Here is a 19,464-nt window from a genome sequence, read left to right on the forward strand (position 1 = left end):
AGTTATAAACAAAGTTATCCACAAGTCTATTTTAGATTAACTCTATCTTTTTAAGCATCAACACTGCCTACTTTCGCAAGCTCTGCACGCATTTGGTCAATCACAACTTTATAATCGGGTTGACCAAAAATTGCGGAACCCGCAACAAACATATCTGCACCAGCTTCTGCAATTTCACGGATATTTGCAGGGCCAACACCACCATCAACTTCTAAACGGATATCACGGCCACTTGCATCAATAATTTTACGAGCTTCACGTAATTTTTCTAAAGTCATTGGAATGAACTTTTGTCCACCAAAACCCGGGTTTACACTCATTAATAAAATTTGGTCAACTTTATCAAGTACATAATCTAGATAATGCAATGGTGTTGCTGGGTTGAAAACTAAACCTGCTTTAGCACCACCAGATTTAATCAGCTGTAATGAACGGTCAATGTGGTGAGATGCTTCTGGGTGGAATGTAATAATATCTGCGCCTGCTTCCAAAAAGTCTCCAATAATACGATCAACTGGAGATACCATTAGATGCACATCAACAGGAGCTGTAATCCCATAGTTTTTTAAAGCCTTACATACACCTGCACCAAAAGTTAAATTTGGAACATAGTGATTATCCATAACGTCAAAATGCACTACATCTGCACCTGCGGCTAACACTTTGTCTACATCTTCGCCTAAACGAGCAAAATCGGCAGATAAAATAGAAGGAGCAATCAAATAAGGCTTGGACATAGGTGGATGACCTGGCTAGAAGTTTAAGGAGAGGCTAAAAATTATAACAAAAAAGAACCTAATTGGCCCGCCCTTCCTTGCTTAAATGACAACATTTCAAACTTGAAACGTAACGTTGCAACAATAGAATGCTAATGGCGAAACGAATTTGTTAAGGTACATTAAACCAATGTGAGGATTGATAATGAAAAGCACAACTCATCTATTAACAAACGATGGAAAACGCATTGCAAAACGTTTAGTTAATCATTGGAAACACAAATTTGAAGTACAAGAAACTGAACAGGATTTTAAAATCTTAATGCCTACAGCAACGATCACGCTTGCACCAGAAACAGAGCAGTTAAACGTTGCTATTGATAGTCAGTTAGATGACCACAACCACTTAGAAAAAGTTGTTCTTGATCATCTAAACCGTATGGCTCAACAAGAATTTCAAGTTGAATGGCAACACTAAACTAATTAGCCAAATACTTTTTCTAACTGGATTGCATGAAACTGTAAGTGCTCATCCATAAAGGTTTGAATGAAATAATAACCATGGTCATAGCCAGCATGTTGTCTTAAAGTTAAAGGCTGTCCTGCTTTTAAACATGCTTGCTTAAATTTTTCAGGGTGAAGTTGTTCATAAAATTGGTCATCCAATCCCTGATCCACCAAAATTTCGCTAAATATTGCACCATTCTTTGAGACTAAAGCTGTAGCATCATGAGCTAACCAGCTATTGCGATCTGCACCTAAATAATGGCTAAACGCTTTGTTTCCCCATGCACACTCTGTTGGTGCACAGATCGGAGCAAAAGCAGATACCGACTTAAATTTCTCAGGATATTTAAAAGCCAAAGTCAATGCGCCGTGGCCACCCATTGAGTGCCCAAAGATACCAACTTGTTGATCGTTTACAGGAAAGCTTTTTAAAATGAGTGGATATAGCTCATCAATTAAATAACTTTCCATTTGATAATGCTCAGACCAAGGTGCTTCTGTAGCATTAATATAAAAGCCCGCACCTTGACCTATATCCCAATGATCCCCTGCCGCAACCTGTTCGCCACGAGGAGAAGTATCAGGTGTAATCAAGATAAGACTAAGTTGTGCTGCCATATGCTGTGCATGGGCTTTAATGGCAAAAGTTTCTTCAGTACACGTTAACCCAGCTAAGTAAAACAAAGTTGAGCAAGCTTTACCCTCTAAAGCTGCTGGTGGTAAATAAACACCAAACTTCGCTGGTCCTTTTAAATAAGAAGATTCAAATTGGTATATACGCTGCTCGCCCTCAAAGCAGCGGTTTTTTTGCAGGAGTTGCATCGTTTTTAGCCTCTGTTTTTGTTTGAGCAATATCTACACTACCCATATTTTGCTGAGGAAATAGATACTTTTCCAATTGAGGTAGCATAAGTTCCATATTTTTACCGATCATCCACTGAGGTTCTGAAGGTTCAACACCTTGAGCCACTTCCCATTTGGTTACCGTTTGCTTAGCTGTGTTAAACGAATCTTTCATCGACGATTGCTCTCGCATAGCCAAATCAAAGAAAGCTCGTCCAAAATAGGTATAGTCAGCTTCGTTATTACATCCAAAAGAAGTTTTATCAGCAGCAGATGCGGTAATGATTAAGGTATCAGGAGACTGTAAAGCAGGAATAAAGCTTCCTGAATAACAGGCTGAGATAACAATCACACGCCAGCGAATACCAGACTTGTCCAGTGTTTCTCGCAACCATTTCGGGTCCACTTGCCCTAAATCTAATGGTGCATTTTCAATTTCAAAGTGATTTTGTTCACCGTGTGAAGTCATATATAGAAATAAGACATCACTATCACGGTTCATCTGCTGCCCCATACGGCGTAGGGCTAACTCGATACTGGTTTTAGAGGCAATTGGGATCTCTGTACGGGTATCTGGATTATTGACTAACATCATCGAACGGCCAATCGTTCCGAAACGTGTATCAAACTGTTCTTTAATACGGACCACTTCCGATTTAAAAACATCTTGATAACTATCACCAGCAACACCTAAAAAGTACCAATGGCTTTTGGCGAGCTCACCATATTGAACTTGCTCTAAAGAATCATTTAACAGTTTACTTTGCGCATAAAAAGCATCTTCAGCAAACGTTGGAGCCGAATCTTCGACCTTCCAAATCGGTTGATCTTTTACAGAAAGTTGCCAAACCACCATCGTTGCAATGGTCGCAACCATAACCAGTGCACGTTCCCACCATGGCCACTTAAGCTCACGTGAGAAAACCCAAATTACGGCTAAACTTTGCCACACGAATAAAGCTACAAATAAACTCGGTAAAATTCCGTTATAAATAGCATCGGGAATAAAGTTGAGATAACCGTTAGACCCCAAATACTGGATTAAACATTGAATTAATAAGATATTTGTATCTAGAACCAGCCAAAGTAAAGCAGGAACTAGCATTAAGCGAGGTTGGTTGGTTCGCTGAGATAAGAAAATACCAACAATTAAAGCAATGAATGGCCAAAGTGCATAACCAATTAAACCTTGTGAATTAAAATCACCGATTTGACCAGCTACAAGCCAGCTGTAAAGAGAGTTAGTACACCCCCCTAAAATTCCCCAAACAATAAGTTGAAGAATAGATGGATGTACAATCTGTAAAGAACGTCTTGACCCCAAAAACAGCCACATTCCGGCAATTTGGTTGCTTTTAAAATCATGCCAAAAGTTAATGGAGGGTTTAAGATCAATCATAAAAGGTTTTCAAAAATTTCGTTTTTGACAGGCATCTTAAGTGTATGCCTGCTAAGAATTTTAGCAATCATGCTTTTGAACTATATCACATATATTTGTGCATTATTCAAGCAATAAAACCTAACCTTACATAAGCCTACTGAAAATACGCATCAAAACGACAAGCATCCCCTTGCCATTGATGAGCTGGCTCTTGATTTGCCAAGAAAATAGCATGGCGTGGCCGCTTAACGACTACACGTTTAGCAACTCTCTGTGCCAAAACTAGCAAATTATCCCCCAAATCCATCTCACCATCTTCAGGTAAAAGAAGATGTAAAAGCTGCATTTGTTTTTTGACTTGAGCTTGTTTTTTAATTGCTTGTTGATGCTGGTCGCGCTGTGGGAACATCGGGTCAAGATAGACTACATCAATCTTTTTTGCTTCTTGAAGTAATTGCTGTAAATAGCTTCCAGAGTCAGCAAAGATCAGTTGAATACGATCCATAAATTGACTTAAAAATGGATCATGTTCCGCCTGAGCTTTTGAATCTTCAAGTAAAGTAAATAAAATCGGATGGCGCTCAACGAGCTGGATTTGGGCACCTAGATAAGCCATAAGTAAGCTGTCATGGCCTAAACCCGCTGTTGCATCAACCAGTACCGGCTTTTCACCTAACTGACAAGCACGGGCAATCATTTCCGATTTAAGACTTGCACGTTTTAAACGTGGAATTTCTGCTTTCCAGTCGGGCTGCATTTTCATGCCATTAGCAGATAACCAAAGTCCGTTTTCATCTACACAAAGGGCAATTTCAGGATTGAAGCGTAAAAACCGTGCATTCAACTTTTCAATTGGCTGTAAATCGACAGTCACACCTCTAGAACAAAGCACAGCTTGGTAGTGCTGTGCTTGTTCTTGAAAATCTACTTCAAAATATATGTGCATGATTAGCCTTTATTTTGCTTTACCCTGATCCGCTATTTTTTTCCATGCATCATCACGTAAATAAACTGGCAAAGCATGTTCGGCATCAACCCACTGCTTTTGTGCAGCATAGACACGTGCAATAGAAGCAATATCCTGTGCAGTTGCAGTGATTGTTTGATGCTCTGCATCAACTTGAAGTAACTTTGCCCCCGAACCAATTAAGCAATGTTTTGCATAAGCAGCTGCTGGCTCATAGCTCATTAATTTTTCTTCATCAATACACTGCATAATTCCTTGTTCATCTAAAACATAACTTGCAATGTAAACTTCGTTCATACGTGCATCGAGCACCGCAGTCACCTGCTCCAAACCTTCAAGTCGGTATGCCGCTTGTGCTAAAGCTTGCAATGTAGAAACTGGAACCACAGGTAAATCTTGTGACCAAGCTAAAGCTTGGGCAACAGCAGCATTAATTCGAACACCACTAAAAGAACCTGGCCCACGGCTAAAGGCAATCGCATCCAAACCAGCAAATTCAAGACCTGTTTGTTGTAGCCCCTGCTCAATCATAGGCAAAATGGTCTGGGTTTGTGCTTTCGCCCGCGTATCGAGTTGAAAAAACAGTTCTTGGGTTTCATCGACTAATGAAATAGAACACTGCTCATTTGCAGTTTCCAACGCCAGCAATTTCATGCACAACCTTAGTATTAAATCAGATTAAAAACGAGGGTTATGATACCCCACTCGGCTCTGATAGGCGAGTTGTTCTATCTCTAAATAAAAATGCCAAGCTTGTGCTTGGCATAGAAAATAACTTATTAAAAGATTTTAAAAGTGAAACTCTTTTAAATCTGCATAGCTCTTAAAGTGTTCAGCATAATGTAATGCGCTCAAGCGTATTTTCGCTGCCCCATCTTCATCTAAAGTTTTGACAATTTTGCCTGGTGAACCCATCACCACTGAATTATCTGGAATCACCTTCCCTTCAGGAATTAAAGCATTAGCACCGATAATACAATTTTTACCAATCACCGCCCGATTTAAAATTACGGCGTTCATACCAATCAAACTATTATCACCAATCGTACAACCATGCAGCATGACTTTATGACCGACTGTGACATATTCACCAATATTTAACTCAAGTCCAGCATCAGTATGTAAGACAGAATTTTCTTGAATATTAGAAAAATCACCAATTCGAACTATACAGTTATCAGCACGAACTACTGCACCAAACCAAATACTGACCTGACGGCCTAGTTCTACCTGCCCAATAAGCGTTGCAGTTGGAGCAACCCAGCCATCCCATGGCTCATGTAATGCTTTTGGGTGCTGTCCTTGATAGCTATACATCATAATTTATCAATCCTGATCTTTATTTTTTATGAGAAAACTTTGGCATTCCAAAGGTTGGTGAGTTGAGTAAAAATGGCCAATCTTTTTGATAACCCAATCCATATTTAAACAGAGCAACTAACATACGAGCAGTTAAGCCCCAAATAATTTCATTATCAATCTGTAAGCTTGGAAAATATAAAGATTGATGAGCATATCGAACTTCATAGGGTGTTGGACGCGTCTCGATAAGTTGCTGTAATGGGACAAAGAAAATTCGATCAATTTCGGTAGGCTGAGGTATTAAAGTGACCTCAGGAGGAATAAGCCCAACGATCGGTTTTACAGACAAACCGCTTCTTGCACGCTGCATCGGCAAATCACCTAACAACTGTACATCAAACGGATTTAAAGCTGTCTCTTCCTGAGCTTCTCTTAAGGCTACAACAATATTGCTAGTATCACTAGGATCACGCTTTCCACCCGGAAAAGAAACTTCCCCCGCATGGTTGTTCATATGTATTGAACGGCGTGTAAGCAGTACCTTTGGATCATTCTCATTCGTAATTGCAATCAGTACTGCTGCTTGTGCTTCTTGTATGCGGGTGGAAAAGCGCAATCTTTGCTGTAACTTTTGTGTTAGCAAGTGCTCTTCCATACCATTCACCTATTATTCTATCTCTCTTTGCATCATATCTGAAAATCAAAGTTAGGGAATAGAGTTGATGCGTAAGTCTAAAAATTCAGTTATGCTGAGGCATCTCTATACTCGATGATAATTATGAGTTTCTGTGTAGCGTGTGGGCATAAAACCGAACAAAAAATTCCTTTAGGTGATCATAAAGTACGCCGTGTTTGTACTCATTGTGGAAATATTCATTATGAAAACCCCAAAGTAATCTGCGGTGCCTTAGCGTTATGGGAAGACAAAGTATTACTTTGTCGTCGTGCGATTGAACCTCGTTATGGTTTGTGGACATTACCTGCTGGTTATATGGAATTGTTCGAAACCATGGAACAAGGTGCAGCACGTGAAACCCGTGAAGAAGCAGAAGCCGAGATAGAAATAGAACAACTTTATTGCATGTACAATATTCCGCGTATTGGCCAAATTTATGTACTGTTCAAAGCACAGCTGAAAGATGGCATTTTTGGTGCAGGTGAAGAAAGCATCGAGAGTCGCCTGTTTGAAGAACATGAAATTCCATGGGGTGAACTTGCGTTCCCTAGTGTTGAACATACACTAAGACATTATTTTGAAGACCGTAAAAAACAAGTTTTCCCAACACATCTTGAAACTTTGGGTACGCGTTTAGATCATACGGGTTAATCAATTAGATAATAAAAAAAGACCGCTAAGCGGTCTTTTTTATTTGTTTAATATGTTAAGACTTAGTTTTAATTGCTTTACAAGCTGGAATAGATTGATCCGCTAGTTTGATTGTTACTGTACCAAATTTACGTTGAGCCAAAGCTTTATCCGCAGCGGTTGGAGCAGGCACATCCTTAAGCGTATTATAGCTTTCTTGAGCTGCCGCATGCGCATTAAACCAAGCAGTATTAGTATCGAAATCAATGCTCGTACTATCTACCTTATTTGCCAATAAATTAAATAGATTCAATTTCGCAGGCCCCGGAGAAACGCCTACAAAAGTTACCCCAACCATCACACCATCAATATTCTCAAATTTCGGATTAGATAAAATCATACGAACGTAAACAGACTGTTGGCTATTTGAAGGATCATCAACTGTCGCCGCTGTAGTACCAATTCGATATTGTTGTACGCCATTACTATCCACTAAACTATTTTCAGACACAGTCGCACATTGGCCTGACATATCATTTGTTGTTGAATTAGGTTTGATATCAGTACGAATATCCCCATTTTCATCAATAACAATACCTAAATTTACAGGTTGAATTGTCTTATCTGAAAAATTAAATGTCAGTGTCGCATAAAGAGGAAAAATATAATTCTCTCCCACCTTTACGTTACCAGAAGTTTTGAAAACCCTTCTCTCTAGATAACTAATAGGACTGCTTTTAACAATACTCAATATCCCATTGTAGCTATCACCATCAACATTTTGACGCCAGAGGCCATAATGTTGCGGATTACCTGTACTGAGTTTTGTTAAGTATTTATAGAAAGGTTCTGTGCCTGCCACTCCATAATCATTAAAGAATTTACCTTGATAAATCTGTAAATCTTCATTCGGATTATCAGAGGCGCTTAAACGAAGTGGACTCGTTGGCTGAATCTCACGGCTAATAGGATTTAACCAAGCATTCTGTGCATTTGCATTTAATCTAGCTGGTTTAACTTTTGAGGTTAACAAATAAGGGTTTTGTATTTGATTGTTTATTACAATAGCATTACCCTTCCACTGCAAACCATATCCTAATGTATAACCTTGTCGGTCTGATAATAAATAAAACTCATCTGCTGAATGTCTTAAGTTAATTGTGTTATTAAAACATTCTTCCTGTATAGCTCTATTACACCCATAAAAAACTTGATAGTTTTGAAATATGGGACTTGAACTAGTAAATAAATTGAATGACTCAAAAATGCCAGCATTACTTAAGTTAGTCGTTTGTACAACTAACTTATAAGCTTCATCATCAGAGATTTGTCCTACATCTAACCAAGGTTTTAAAATATTTGCATACGCACCATTTTTGAATTCTGTAGCTGTTATACTCTGAGAAATTTTAGTAAGCTGATCTTTCTTTGTATCTGTAAGTTGGGTGGGTTGTATATCCCCAATCAGGTTATCACCATTTTCCACACCAATGCTTTGAAAGATTTTTATTAAAGCAATCGCTACTTTAATTGTTTCATCATTTTTATCTAATGTTGCTGGAGTTTTACCTGTAATACCACTTGCTAAATCCAGCACTCTTAGATATATCGGATTGATCACTTTAGTCCTACCATTAACGGCAGTAAACTTCCCAATCGTATCCAGATTAACGTTTCCTAAGAAAACCTTTTTATTATCTTTACTTTGAACATAAAAACGTGCTGTATCTCCTACTTTGCACGACCCAATTACCGCATTTCCTGAAAGTTTAGTCGCATAATGAAAATTTGTTGCCGAACTACAATCGAAATTAATACCAGCTATCGGATAATCTAAAGCGAATTGCAAACAAGTTGTATCTTCTGCACCAGTGTCGCTCGTTGTTGGCGTACAACTACCTGAAGATAAATTTCCGTTATTAGTACCAGAATTCGGATCTTCACTAATATTGGAACTACCGCCACCACAACCATTTAGCATAATCGCTAATGTGGTTAGTGCAAAAGGCCATAAAACTTTTTTATTCATTAGATACCCTGCTTATTTTTAACGTAATACGGAAATTTGAATTTGTCCCTGATTTGTTAACTCTTTTTCTGCAACATCCACTGCAGAAGATAAAGGTGTCATCATCATGTAATGTGCTGAAGGTGGTACTTTCAAAACACCTTGAATTGATGAATGTTGTAACATCGTAGAAGGATAAGATTTACTCTTAAACCCACTAACTCCTTCTAAAATGCAACCCTTATTATCTAAAAAGATGACTAAAGGCCAGTAATAAAGAGGTTTCTCATTACTAGCAGCAAATGACATAAGTTTTAAATACTGAACAGAAGGGTTTAACTGTACAACCTCATATTCAAATTTTTCTTTCAACGGCTTACGAGGCCATACACTTACTTCTTTATTTATACTAAGTGTCTTAATTTGTTTGTTATAACCTTTAATAAAACATTTATCTTGTTCAAAAGCTGCTTCTAACTCTTGCGAAGATAAACGCATATATGTTGGAGCCAATACAACAGTAGAGTCTTCATCTTTAGCCTGCCGATTAAAAAGCTGATCTAAAGTTGACCGACTCACACCTTTTTTACGCTCTATTGATTCAGTTCGTCCTAAGCCGTCAGGCATAAGATAAAAACGCTTTTTACCTTCAAGATTAAATTCCTGATCTTCAAGATACTCATTATTTACATATTCAATATTATCAATCGTTGTAAATTTAGACTTATCTTGTGAAGAGACAGCTGATGGGGCTGCCTGTGATATGCTTTTTATTGGCGGCGGAACTAAAATAAGCTTTTTCTTCCACTCATTATTAGCAACTGATTTAACCTTTTCACTTTCGAGAGGTTTAGTTTTCTCAGTAGATGTTTTTAATTCTTTGTCAGCAACAATAGCAGTTTGAGCTTTTTGTGGTGCAGTCGGTGCAGTCGGTGCAGTCGGTGCAGTCGGTGCAGTCGGTGCAGTCGGTGCAGTCGGTGCAGTCGGTGCAGTCGGTGCAGTCGGTGCAGTCGGTGCAGAATTTAATTTCTTTTGTGGTTGTTGTTCTACTCTTTTTGGTGAATCTGTATTGCGCGCTTCCTCTTTAAACACTTTTTGAGCGGGAACAACTATCGTATTAGTTGTTGGATTTTGGTGTTGTGTTTCTTCTATTTTAGAGGAGGTTTGTTTTTTCTGGTCAACTCTTTTACTAGGCACAATCATAGGACGGCCATCCGGACCTATAATCGTATAAAATCCGTCTGCATAAGAAACAGAAACATTCGCTATCGCAACACATAAGGTCAAAATAGCGAAATTAGGGTTAAACATCCGTTTATACTGTTTTACCATTTTGTTCTATAACTCAAACCAAGTACTGTGACTTTTGTATTCGTTTTTACATCTAAACCTGAATAAGGGTTTAATAAAATATTATCGACACCACACTTATTCGATAGAGTACTACTACAAGCTGGAATATTGTCACGACTACGTAGGAAGCCGACAGAAAGATCTAAATCTGTATCAGCATCAAAACGATAACCTACCCCTAAACCGAATAATTGCGCATTATTGATCGGAACCATGGTATTACGCTTATCATTAGGAATAGCACTAGCACGCGGCTCATAACCTGCTCGTAACTTCAAACGATCAGTTGCTGAATACTCTAAACCAATACCCCAACTCCAAGGTGAAGTAAACTTTAATGGTAATGCTAAAGAGTTATCAGTCACATCATTCGATAGAAGTTTGGCAACTTTGAGTAAGGTAATCTGTCTATCAAATTCAAATTTAAACTTATCCCAAGCAGAATAATCAGTCCATCCAACATCAAAGTTTAATTGTAAATCTGGAAATATTTTGTATTTAATACCTGCTTGAAAATGTGCAGGATATTCTAAATCCATCGCGACTAAACCAGACTCAGTGTCAGGAACATATCCAGGTAATCCAAGAATGGCCGCTAAAATTTGCCCAGTTGCCGATGAGTTTAATCCCTGAACCAACTGTTGAGGAGCTTTAGCATTATTAATCATGTATTTGCCTTTGAGACGCATCTTGGCAGCACTTTGATATACCATACCAAAGCCAAAATCATCTGTTGGCTCCCAAAGCAATCCCAAGTTATAGCTAGGGCTTAATGATTGTTCTAATGAAACTTGTAATGCCCCCATTTTATTAAATGGATTCATTCCTTCTTTCGTATTACAAATTCCCAATAACAGCAGATCAGTAATCATATCGTTATTGTCTTTGAATGGCGCACATACCACTTCATCAACCATACGCAGTACACCAATCATTTCATTAGGAAAACGTAAGTCGGTATTTAAAGCAATCGCGTTATACGACATACCAATCGAAGCACCAATTGATAAATGATCATTTACTTGAAAACCAAAAGATGGGGATAGATACGTAATACGCTCTACAGCAACCTGTTGCCCCATATAGTTACCCGGATTGCCATTTTCCGCTCCAAAACCAGCTACCAAAGGCGCATACATGGCTGTTGCATAGGTGACTTTCGAGCCTGGTGGCTTATAAGCTATACCTGCTGTAGGGGCAACTAATGGGTAGCCTGCTCCTAAGTCAACCATTTTTTTAAGAATGGGTATATATAAGCTTGCATACTCGACATCACCATGTACAGAATCTTTAAAATCTGTACAAATATTGGCAGAAATTTCTGGTCCATCATTACAAACTAAAGGATCGTCTGAATAACCAAAAATGTTATACCCAGGAGGAGCTGAAAACTCTCTCTGGATATCAAAGTTAGCAAGAATACCTTGTACATCTGTTTGTAACCCATCAATTTTCGCTAGTGCTGCTGGGTTAAAATGAACTGCACTAATCCCTGGAGGATCTGCCGTTACAGCATTCCCCATCGATAGTGAACGGATATCAACAGCTAGGTTTTGTCCTAATTGAGCATTGGCAAAGCTAGAAAAACCGGAGATAACAATTGCCGCCGTTAAAGGACATAATTTAGGATATTTCACCTGCATATCTCCTTATTTTTGTTTTTTAGTAAAACCTAAAATATCTAACGGGAACGATAAACCAAGTGAAATATCCGGTGCATCTTCGGTTAAACCAATACCTACCGTACCATTAACAATTGTTTCAGGTGAAACACGCACACCTAAAGCAAAAGACAACATTGCACTACTTTGGTCTGGAGACGTATATGAGTCACCATTGTCAAACTGGAATTCAGCATTCATATTGAAGCTTTGCTGATATGACATGGTTAGAGATACATCGTAGTTAAATGAGTAAGCAAAACCGAAAGAAAACCCACCACTGATTCCAGGGTCAAATGAGGTTAATGTACGTGTACCACGGGCTTGATTTAACCCAGACTCTTTAAAACCATAGTTAGCAGATGCGGAAGCAAATAAAACAACTGGATCAATATATTTACGAGTACTGGCGCCTACACCAGCTGAGTAGTAACCTTTACCTGTTGATAGCTCATCTAAACCAATTTCATATGGGCTATCCCCTGTCTTAGAAGATAAACTACCAAAAAGTACCAATGGCAATCGGCCTTGTTTTAATGGGAAGGGTTCCCAGCGAGCACCAAGGGAAATGTCCCCCAACCCTGCAGTAGTCGCATCGCGAATAATTTCAGACTTTGCAACAAAAGGAAGCGTTGCTGATAAAGTTAAGTTGTCCAAAACCCCATACTGGACCGTAAAACTATTTGTCAAAGTATGGTTAGCATCTTCTTCGACACGTAAACGGTTAAGTTGAGATGAATTATCTGATAAAGCTAAGTCAATTCGCGTATCACGATAATAAGTGTAATCAAGGTCATAATAAGAGGAGATGACACCTTTTTTAATTAACGAATATTGTCGCTCATTTGAAGTAAATACTTCTTGTAAATTCGTCTCTTGACTTGCGTCACCTTCTTTTTTCTGTAATGCAGTTGCAGCTTGATGTGCACCGCCCTCATTCGCGGGTACCGGGCTATTATCCGTTGCAGATGTATCAGACGACTGTACTGTGCTTTCTGCTATAGCTGTATTCGAATTTGTTGTATCTACAGGTGTAGAACTTTCTGTGCTACTTGTATTTACATCTTGGCTCGATCCACCTACTTGTCCTTGTTGTACTTGATCCTCAGCATAAATTGTCCCTGTAATAGCACTTATACTTAAGGCCAATACACTCATCTTTATCCATCGATTATTCATGTTTTTTCCCACCCAATTTATTTATTTTACTAAATTAAAATTTGACTATTTACGTTTGTAATAAAGACGCATATAGGTTTCTATTGGTAGTCCATAGGTTGCAGAGTGATTATCGTTATCTAACACGCGTCTCATGGTTGAGGCTTTATTTGCTAAACGATCATAATTAAATGTCGGATATTGCACGTCAACAAAAGCATATCTATTAACGGTTGCATCCTCTACATGACGCATATCTGCATCTTTTAAAGCCAATAGATCTTTACGCTGAGATTCAGGGACTGAAATAACAAATAAAGTATTATTATCCCAAATCTCTTTAAAACGATTTTCGTCAAAGCTGATATTCCCTAACGCAGGATCAGCTACATAAACTCGTCCATCTTTATAAGCTTTATATACGACAAAATGTTTAAAACCTGCATAAGAAATCGGAACAATTGCAGGCTGTCCAAGCTTAACTAAATCAGAGAATTCACCACGATAGCCACCACTTTCTAAACCTATAGCGGTTACAAAACGCTTCATATCAAGCAGTGAAAAGCTACGACGTTCAATAATGCGTTGATATTCGCCATACTGTAATAGGCCACTCATCGTCTGTTGTTCAGTCAAACTGGTTCCAACATATCCATTTAATAAGGTTGTAAGAGCAGCGGAACCACAACTATAGTCATAGGCTTGTCGAACAATTCCACGGAACTGATCTTCTACAGCAGGTTTGATCTTGACGGGTTCAATGTGATTTCGATGAAATGATAAATTACGTGAATCGGCAGTCTCTGTATAATAAACAGTTCCCGGTGGCTTTTTTTCTATTTCGAAGGCTTCTGTCGCAAAGTAATACATCAATGCTGAGCCTAAAACTATCTCTAACATAAGCACTTGGTCTAAATGGTGGCCTAACCGGCCTTATTCATTTTATTCTTAGAGCAATAGCTCTACATCCCTGTGTGTTGAAGATACCTTTTTTTTTTGTAAAAAACAGCTTTTTTTTAATCTTTTTGATGAATGTATAGTTCTACTTTAATTAAAGTGTTAATTAACTCTCATTTTTAAAAATCAATACTTTTAATATATTTAGTATACATATAACAATATTATTAATTCTTATGAAAATTTTAATTAAAACCCAATTAAAAAAGCGCGTTGAATACGCGCTTTTTTAATTTTAAACTTTTAAATTAGTGACCAGAAATTGTAATTGTAGAAGTACCAACATTTAAACCTTGGATTTCTAAATCACCAATTGAAGCGTTAGCAGCAGCACCTAGATGAATACCTTGCGCATACACATTCATGCCTTGAGCACTATTATTTTGGATTTTTAAACCAGTTGGTACAACTGAAATATTCGCATTCACGTCTAAATCACCAGTAGTATTACCAGCACCACGTACCATTACTTTATCTAGGACAATTTTACCGCCACCAGCAGCGTCATTAATACCAAAGTTAGATAGCGTTAAACCACCTTTTAAACTTGAATTTACTTTGATCATCGCACCTTGTGGAGTAGCACCTAACTGAACATTCGCTGAAATCTGACCTAAAGACAAATCCAAACCAGAGATAATTTCAGTTGGAGCTGTTTCTGTAATGCCACGTACAGCAGTTGTTTGATTTAAAGTACCTGAAGTACCAACACCAATTGAACCGACATGAATATCAACCGCTCCTACTGTAGCAGCAACATTTAAGAAAGCACCATTTGAGCCCGAAGCACCATTTGTATCAATTGCCAAATCTAAAAGATTACCTGTACCTGTTTGAGTAAGAGTAACACCACTAATTGCAATTGCACCAGCAGTACCTGACGCACCAGTAATACCTGTTGATGAAGCCAAACCATCATTATCGTGTAGGTATAGTTTATCAATAGAAACACCGCTAGAACCTAAAGCAATACCGATGTTAATACCATCTTGACCAGTAGCAGCACTAAGCGCAGCATCGTCCATTGACTGCATTGCCATTGCATTTGCGCTGATAGCTAAAGAAGAAACTAAAGCAAGTTTAGTAAACATTTTCATTGAGCACTCTCCCAAGAGCATTTATTTTTTGACTTAACCACTCTATTGTCTCAAGTCGCATTTTTCTTTATATGGCAACCGAAACTTCCAATCCTTGAGTAGTTTTGCTTAGCAATTACTAAATTACATCTACGTTAATTTTTGTTCAACTAGTGTTGTGCATTTTTTGCCAACTACCCGACAAACGGTACACTCAAGTTTTTCTACACAAACCTTGCTAAAAACAATAAATTCTCAGTTAAAATTTCGTTCATTTTATCAGCAAAAAGTTTAGTACTTAAAAGACTTTCTCCTGATGAAGTACAACTTATAGTAAACTAACCACTCTCTCATTAAACACTCTTTTATTTAAAAATGTCTCAGTTAAAGAAAAAAATCTCTTTATATAGTAAAAATGCTGCCGATATTTTAAAAAAATTAGATGGTTTAACTGGGCTTATTTATTTAAATGACAATAACAATCCAACTATCGGATTTCTTCCGCAAGATTATATTATTATTCAAAATGAAAATTATTTAGAATTTGAGCGCCAAAATTTCAACGAATATAAAAATAGATCAAAATTAAATCAACTCTTAAATTTCATTCAATTTAAAGAAAACAATTTACACAAAGATATTAAATCAACAACAAGTTTTATGGGTGGTTATATTGGTTTTATTAGTTATGATTTCAGTGCGCATCAATTTATTAATGGGCAAAATCATATACAACCTTCTCTATTCCTAGGCCAATATCGATCTTTTTTAAAATATATAGATAATGATTGGTATTTTCTTAGTGATGAAGAAAGTGCTATTGATCTATTCTCATATATTGAAAATAAAATAGAGAATTATACCTCCAGCAATTCTAAAAATACATTTAAATTAAAAACCACTATTCAACCAAGATGGTCTAAAAAACAATATTTCGATGCTTTCTATAAAATACAAGAATACATTAAAGCTGGCGACTGCTATCAAATTAATTTAACCCAAGAGTTTAAAGCTAAATTTTCAGGATCCTTATTAAATAAAGCTAAAGACCTATGGCAACTTACAAATGCTCCATATGCAGGTTATTTAAAATTAGATGATTTTGAATTATTAAGTTGCTCTCCCGAACTTTTCATCGAATTCAATCAAAATAAACAAATTAAAACTAGACCTATTAAAGGCACAATGCCTCGCTATGAGAATGCAGAAAAAGATTTTATTTCTAAACACACCTTAAAAAACTCTCAAAAAGACCAAGCAGAAAATGTGATGATTGTCGATTTATTACGTAATGATTTGAGCATTTATGCCAATACAGGATCTGTAAAAACAACAAAATTATTCGAAATTGAAAGTTTTAATCAAGTACATCACATGGTAAGCGAGATCGTTGCGACCCTTAAAGATGATATTAATCCTATGCAAATGTTGCTTTCAGCCTTACCCGGAGGCTCAATCACAGGTGCTCCCAAAATTCGGGCAATGCAGATCATTGAAGAGTTAGAAGAATCAGCAAGAGGCGCATATTGCGGAACATTGGGTTACTTCAATTTTGATGGAACTGGCCGCTGGAATATTCTTATCCGTAGTTTTCAACAATATCAGAATCAGCTTTCTTTATGGGCAGGTGGTGGTATTACGATTGCATCAAATGCAGAAGCAGAATATCAAGAAAGTCTTGATAAAGTCTCTGCTATGCTGAACTTGATGAACAGCACAGCAGAGTAAAATTTAGAGAATACCTTCTTTTAATGTCTGTACTAAACGCTCATTTTGCTCATCAGTTCCTACAGTAATTCGCAAGAATTGATTAATACGAGGCTTATTGAAATAACGCACAATAATGCCCTGCTCACGTAATTGCTGTGCAAGCTGACCTGCATCATGCGATGGATGTGAAGCAAAAATAAAGTTTGCTTTAGAAGGTAAAACTTTAAAGCCCAAAGCAGTTAATTCATCTACTAGCTTTTCACGACTAGAAATAACTTTTTGACATTGTTCTTCAAAATAAGTTTGATCTTCAAAAGAGGCTACCGCTGCTGCAATTGCAAAACGGTCAATAGGATATGAGTTAAAACTATTTTTGACAGCTTCAAGTGCAGCAATTAAATGAGACTGAGCAATCGCGAAGCCAACGCGTAAACCTGCAAGAGAGCGAGATTTTGAAGTTGTTTGACACACAACCAGATTCTCATAGCGATTTACTAAACTCACTGCTGATTCTGCACCGAAATCAACATAAGCCTCATCAATGACAACCACCCGATCTGGATTCGCTTTTAAAATTTGTTCGATTTCTGGTAAACCTAGTGCAATACTTGTTGGAGCATTAGGGTTTGTAATAATAATCCCACCATTTGGTTGCACATAATCTTTAACTTCTATCTCAAAATTATCATTGAGTGGGATTTCTTTAGTCTTTGTACCAAAAAACTGACTATAAACTGGGTAAAAGCTATAAGTGATATCTGGATAAAGAATTGGTTCATCTTGAAGAAAAAATGCTTTAAAAATATGAGCAAGCACTTCATCTGAGCCATTACCAACAAAAACTTGTGAAACGTCAATATTCTGTTGCTTAGCAATCGCATGTTTTAATGCCGTAGCATCTGGGTCTGGATATAAACGCAATGCATCAGCCTGATGAGTTAAAACAGCTTGAACTGCTTCAACTACTTTTGGTGATGGCGGATATGGATTTTCATTTGTATTGAGCTTCAATAAATTCTGAATTTTAGGCTGTTCACCAGGAACGTACGGCTCTAACTCACGAACTTCTGGACTCCAGAAGCGCATTTGTGCTGTAGATAAAGTCATGGTCTTATCTCAAAAAAGGGCTGAAAACCAGCCCTGAGTAATAATTAAAAAACTACAAGGTTTATAAGCTTATTGGTAACGATAGCGAGCTGAGCGTGCATGGGCATCTAAGTTCTCTTGGACAGCTAAGATGTCGGCTGTTTTGGCTAACGATTTGACTCCATCTTTCGAACACATGATTAAGCTCGAACGTTTTTGGAAATCATAAACACCTAATGGAGAAGAAAAACGAGCAGTTCCGGAAGTCGGCAATACATGGTTTGGACCTGCACAATAGTCACCAATTGCTTCAGGTGTATAGCGCCCCATGAAAATTGCTCCAGCATGGCGAATATCTTCACTCATAGCCTCGGCATCATCTAAGCAAAGTTCCAAATGTTCTGGTGCAACTTGATTAATCAAATCAATTGCTTCTGCACGGTCTTTAACTAATACCAAAGCACCACGGTTTTCAATCGAAGTTCTCGCAATGTCTGCCTTTGGCAATTCATTTAAATGGTTTTCAATTGCCAACTCTACCGCATTAAGCAAAGCTTCATCAGGAGTAATGAAAATAGCTTGAGCAACTGTGTCATGTTCAGCCTGAGATAAAACATCCATAGCTAACCAATCTGCATTATTTTCACCTTCTGCATATACTAAAATTTCAGAAGGTCCAGCAATCATATCAATACCAACCTGACCAAATACAGCGCGTTTGGCAGCCGCCACAAAACGATTTCCAGGGCCAGTAATTTTATCTACAGGTGGAATAGTCTGAGTACCATAAGCAAGAGCTGCTACAGCTTGAGCTCCCCCAATAGTGAATACTCGACTCACTCCTGCAAGGTAAGCCGCAGCTAGAACCAATGGATTTAGTTCACCGTTTGGTGCAGGAACAGCCATAATAATTTCAGGTACACCAGCAACATGGGCTGGCACTGCATTCATTAAAACTGAAGACGGATAAGAGGCTAAACCACCTGGTACATAAATACCCACACGGTCTAGAGGTGTAACTTTTTGTCCTAATGTATTACCCAAATCATCTATATAAGTCCAGCTCTCTTGTTTCTGAGCTTCATGAAATGAACGAATACGCTTTGCTGCTAACTCTAGAGCATCACGGATTTCTGGGCTTAAATTATCAAAAGCAGTTTTAAGTTGTTGTTGAGATAATTCTAAATCTGAAAATTGATGCGCAGGATGTCGATCGAACTGTTGAGTAAGCTTCAAAACATGATCATCACCATGCTGACGAACATCAGCAATAATTTGATCTACTGTTTGCACTAAATTAAGATCATTTACAGTTTCAAATGCTAAAAGCTCAGCAAAAACCTGTTTGAAGTTCTGATCTTGAGTCGATAAACGTCGCATCAATTTACCCACAAGGCGAAAAAGAAAAACCAAGTTTACTCTTTTTCTAGGCG

At 37.8% G+C, this 19,464-nt stretch carries 18 protein-coding genes; 3 read left to right on the plus strand and 15 right to left on the minus strand.

Features of this window, described 5'->3' with window-relative positions:
• Nucleotides 1-50 precede the first annotated feature (50 nt).
• On the minus strand, nt 51-737 hold the full coding sequence (gene rpe, locus AAC388_RS14975; RefSeq protein ID WP_000043044.1) for a ribulose-phosphate 3-epimerase: 687 nt from the start codon (nt 735-737) through the stop codon (nt 51-53).
• Nucleotides 738-921: 184 nt separating this feature from the next.
• On the opposite strand from rpe, the gene AAC388_RS14980 reads away from it, so the two are divergent.
• Nucleotides 922-1,194, plus strand: coding sequence for a DUF2218 domain-containing protein (locus AAC388_RS14980; protein ID WP_000843456.1), 273 nt, complete (start codon nt 922-924; stop codon nt 1,192-1,194).
• 5 nt (nt 1,195-1,199) lie between these two features.
• Here the strand turns inward: AAC388_RS14980 and fghA are convergent, their stop codons facing one another.
• From fghA to AAC388_RS15010, 6 genes are all read right to left on the minus strand, one after another.
• Nucleotides 1,200-2,045, minus strand: coding sequence for an S-formylglutathione hydrolase (gene fghA, locus AAC388_RS14985; RefSeq protein ID WP_032004343.1), 846 nt, complete (start codon nt 2,043-2,045; stop codon nt 1,200-1,202).
• Nucleotides 2,014-3,465, minus strand: a complete 1,452-nt coding sequence (locus tag AAC388_RS14990) for a C13 family peptidase (RefSeq protein ID WP_167564090.1) — start codon at nt 3,463-3,465, stop codon at nt 2,014-2,016. The genes fghA and AAC388_RS14990 overlap by 32 nt, the downstream gene beginning before the upstream one ends.
• Nucleotides 3,466-3,601: 136 nt before the next feature.
• Nucleotides 3,602-4,393 (minus strand): class I SAM-dependent methyltransferase, encoded by a 792-nt coding sequence (locus AAC388_RS14995; RefSeq protein WP_342370870.1) that lies wholly within the window; start codon nt 4,391-4,393, stop codon nt 3,602-3,604.
• A gap of 9 nt (nt 4,394-4,402) precedes the next feature.
• Nucleotides 4,403-5,068, minus strand: coding sequence for a tRNA (adenosine(37)-N6)-threonylcarbamoyltransferase complex dimerization subunit type 1 TsaB (tsaB, locus tag AAC388_RS15000; RefSeq protein WP_342370871.1), 666 nt, complete (start codon nt 5,066-5,068; stop codon nt 4,403-4,405).
• A 135-nt stretch (nt 5,069-5,203) separates the two neighbouring features.
• Nucleotides 5,204-5,731 (minus strand): gamma carbonic anhydrase family protein, encoded by a 528-nt coding sequence (locus tag AAC388_RS15005; protein WP_342371586.1) that lies wholly within the window; start codon nt 5,729-5,731, stop codon nt 5,204-5,206.
• A 22-nt stretch (nt 5,732-5,753) separates the two neighbouring features.
• Nucleotides 5,754-6,380: a CoA pyrophosphatase gene (locus AAC388_RS15010; RefSeq protein WP_014208431.1), complete on the minus strand. Its 627-nt coding sequence runs from the start codon at nt 6,378-6,380 to the stop codon at nt 5,754-5,756.
• Between the two features lie 114 nt (nt 6,381-6,494).
• On the opposite strand from AAC388_RS15010, the gene AAC388_RS15015 reads away from it, so the two are divergent.
• Entirely contained in the window at nt 6,495-7,043 is a 549-nt protein-coding gene (locus AAC388_RS15015) for an NUDIX hydrolase (RefSeq protein ID WP_002115876.1), read from the plus strand.
• A 55-nt stretch (nt 7,044-7,098) separates the two neighbouring features.
• Here the strand turns inward: AAC388_RS15015 and AAC388_RS15020 are convergent, their stop codons facing one another.
• The 6 genes from AAC388_RS15020 to AAC388_RS15045 form a co-directional block, all read right to left on the minus strand.
• The gene (locus AAC388_RS15020) at nt 7,099-9,051 is read right to left on the minus strand and encodes a protein FilF (protein WP_342370872.1); all 1,953 of its coding nucleotides are present in this window, start codon (nt 9,049-9,051) and stop codon (nt 7,099-7,101) included.
• Between the two features lie 18 nt (nt 9,052-9,069).
• On the minus strand, nt 9,070-10,362 hold the full coding sequence (filE, locus tag AAC388_RS15025; protein ID WP_342370873.1) for a putative pilus assembly protein FilE: 1,293 nt from the start codon (nt 10,360-10,362) through the stop codon (nt 9,070-9,072).
• Nucleotides 10,356-12,020 (minus strand): outer membrane protein transport protein, encoded by a 1,665-nt coding sequence (locus AAC388_RS15030; RefSeq protein ID WP_342370874.1) that lies wholly within the window; start codon nt 12,018-12,020, stop codon nt 10,356-10,358. Before AAC388_RS15030 ends, filE begins: the two co-directional genes overlap by 7 nt.
• Before the next feature lie 12 nt (nt 12,021-12,032).
• The gene (locus AAC388_RS15035) at nt 12,033-13,223 is read right to left on the minus strand and encodes a hypothetical protein (protein WP_342370875.1); all 1,191 of its coding nucleotides are present in this window, start codon (nt 13,221-13,223) and stop codon (nt 12,033-12,035) included.
• Nucleotides 13,224-13,268: 45 nt separating this feature from the next.
• Nucleotides 13,269-14,102, minus strand: a complete 834-nt coding sequence (locus tag AAC388_RS15040) for a C39 family peptidase (RefSeq protein WP_045437505.1) — start codon at nt 14,100-14,102, stop codon at nt 13,269-13,271.
• Nucleotides 14,103-14,407: 305 nt separating this feature from the next.
• Nucleotides 14,408-15,256, minus strand: a complete 849-nt coding sequence (locus tag AAC388_RS15045; RefSeq protein ID WP_206236768.1) for a DUF6160 family protein — start codon at nt 15,254-15,256, stop codon at nt 14,408-14,410.
• A 354-nt stretch (nt 15,257-15,610) separates the two neighbouring features.
• Here AAC388_RS15045 and AAC388_RS15050 point away from each other — a divergent pair, with 354 nt between their 5' ends.
• Complete coding sequence (locus AAC388_RS15050) at nt 15,611-16,963, plus strand: anthranilate synthase component I family protein (RefSeq protein WP_068529117.1); 1,353 nt, start codon at nt 15,611-15,613, stop codon at nt 16,961-16,963.
• A 3-nt stretch (nt 16,964-16,966) separates the two neighbouring features.
• Here the strand turns inward: AAC388_RS15050 and hisC are convergent, their stop codons facing one another.
• Nucleotides 16,967-18,052, minus strand: a complete 1,086-nt coding sequence (hisC, locus tag AAC388_RS15055; protein ID WP_068529114.1) for a histidinol-phosphate transaminase — start codon at nt 18,050-18,052, stop codon at nt 16,967-16,969.
• Between the two features lie 69 nt (nt 18,053-18,121).
• A complete protein-coding gene (hisD, locus tag AAC388_RS15060; protein ID WP_342370876.1) occupies nt 18,122-19,411 on the minus strand; it encodes a histidinol dehydrogenase in 1,290 nt (429 codons plus the stop codon).
• Nucleotides 19,412-19,464 lie beyond the last annotated feature (53 nt).

This window comes from Acinetobacter sp. D009 (assembly GCF_038562025.1).
GTDB lineage: Bacteria > Pseudomonadota > Gammaproteobacteria > Pseudomonadales > Moraxellaceae > Acinetobacter > Acinetobacter pittii.

Bases quoted from the DNA above. Each gene is read 5' to 3' on its own strand.
- rpe (WP_000043044.1), bottom strand. From the start codon at position 737: ATGTCCAAGCCTTATTTGATTGCTCCTTCTATTTTATCTGCCGATTTT.
- AAC388_RS14980 (WP_000843456.1), top strand. From the start codon at position 922: ATGAAAAGCACAACTCATCTATTAACAAACGATGGAAAACGCATTGCA.
- fghA (WP_032004343.1), bottom strand. From the start codon at position 2,045: ATGCAACTCCTGCAAAAAAACCGCTGCTTTGAGGGCGAGCAGCGTATA.
- AAC388_RS14990 (WP_167564090.1), bottom strand. From the start codon at position 3,465: ATGATTGATCTTAAACCCTCCATTAACTTTTGGCATGATTTTAAAAGC.
- AAC388_RS14995 (WP_342370870.1), bottom strand. From the start codon at position 4,393: ATGCACATATATTTTGAAGTAGATTTTCAAGAACAAGCACAGCACTAC.
- tsaB (WP_342370871.1), bottom strand. From the start codon at position 5,068: ATGAAATTGCTGGCGTTGGAAACTGCAAATGAGCAGTGTTCTATTTCA.
- AAC388_RS15005 (WP_342371586.1), bottom strand. From the start codon at position 5,731: ATGTATAGCTATCAAGGACAGCACCCAAAAGCATTACATGAGCCATGG.
- AAC388_RS15015 (WP_002115876.1), top strand. From the start codon at position 6,495: ATGAGTTTCTGTGTAGCGTGTGGGCATAAAACCGAACAAAAAATTCCT.
- AAC388_RS15020 (WP_342370872.1), bottom strand. From the start codon at position 9,051: ATGAATAAAAAAGTTTTATGGCCTTTTGCACTAACCACATTAGCGATT.
- filE (WP_342370873.1), bottom strand. From the start codon at position 10,362: ATGGTAAAACAGTATAAACGGATGTTTAACCCTAATTTCGCTATTTTG.
- AAC388_RS15035 (WP_342370875.1), bottom strand. From the start codon at position 13,223: ATGAATAATCGATGGATAAAGATGAGTGTATTGGCCTTAAGTATAAGT.
- AAC388_RS15040 (WP_045437505.1), bottom strand. From the start codon at position 14,102: ATGTTAGAGATAGTTTTAGGCTCAGCATTGATGTATTACTTTGCGACA.
- AAC388_RS15045 (WP_206236768.1), bottom strand. From the start codon at position 15,256: ATGAAAATGTTTACTAAACTTGCTTTAGTTTCTTCTTTAGCTATCAGC.
- AAC388_RS15050 (WP_068529117.1), top strand. From the start codon at position 15,611: ATGTCTCAGTTAAAGAAAAAAATCTCTTTATATAGTAAAAATGCTGCC.
- hisC (WP_068529114.1), bottom strand. From the start codon at position 18,052: ATGACTTTATCTACAGCACAAATGCGCTTCTGGAGTCCAGAAGTTCGT.
- hisD (WP_342370876.1), bottom strand. From the start codon at position 19,411: ATGCGACGTTTATCGACTCAAGATCAGAACTTCAAACAGGTTTTTGCT.